The sequence below is a fragment of the Bowmanella dokdonensis genome, from assembly GCF_017254865.1.
Lineage (GTDB): Bacteria > Pseudomonadota > Gammaproteobacteria > Enterobacterales > Alteromonadaceae > Bowmanella > Bowmanella dokdonensis.
In genome coordinates this window covers 1-353 of the sequence record NZ_JAFKCV010000192.1, presented here as the reverse complement: position 1 = coordinate 353, position 353 = coordinate 1, and the positions used below count along the sequence as shown (strand labels likewise).

1 protein-coding gene is annotated in these 353 nt (G+C 52.4%); it reads left to right on the top strand.

Going from position 1 to position 353, the window contains the following annotated elements:
• The coding region (locus tag J0A66_RS22185; protein WP_241264386.1) for an ATP-binding protein at positions 1 to 353 on the top strand (353 nt) is incomplete at both ends.

Genomic DNA, 353 nt, shown 5'->3' with positions numbered 1-353 from the left:
TGATCAATCTGGCTGGTAACGCGATTAAGTTCACCGAAAGTGGTGAAGTGATATTGTCATTGAAGTTGCTGAGCCGCGAAGATGACCAGTTAGAGCTAGAGTTCCGGGTGAAGGATACCGGAATAGGTATTGCAGAGTCGCAGCTGGCGCATATCTTTGACGGCTTTCGACAGGCTGAAAGTTCAACTGCCAGACGTTACGGCGGCTCTGGGCTGGGGCTAGCCATCAGCCAACGCTTGGTCCATCAGATGGGAGGGGAGCTAAAGGTGCTCAGTGAGCCGGGTAAGGGCAGTGAGTTCTACTTTAACTTGCCTTGCCAGCTTGCTGAAGAGCGCGATTGGCATAGTTTGCCA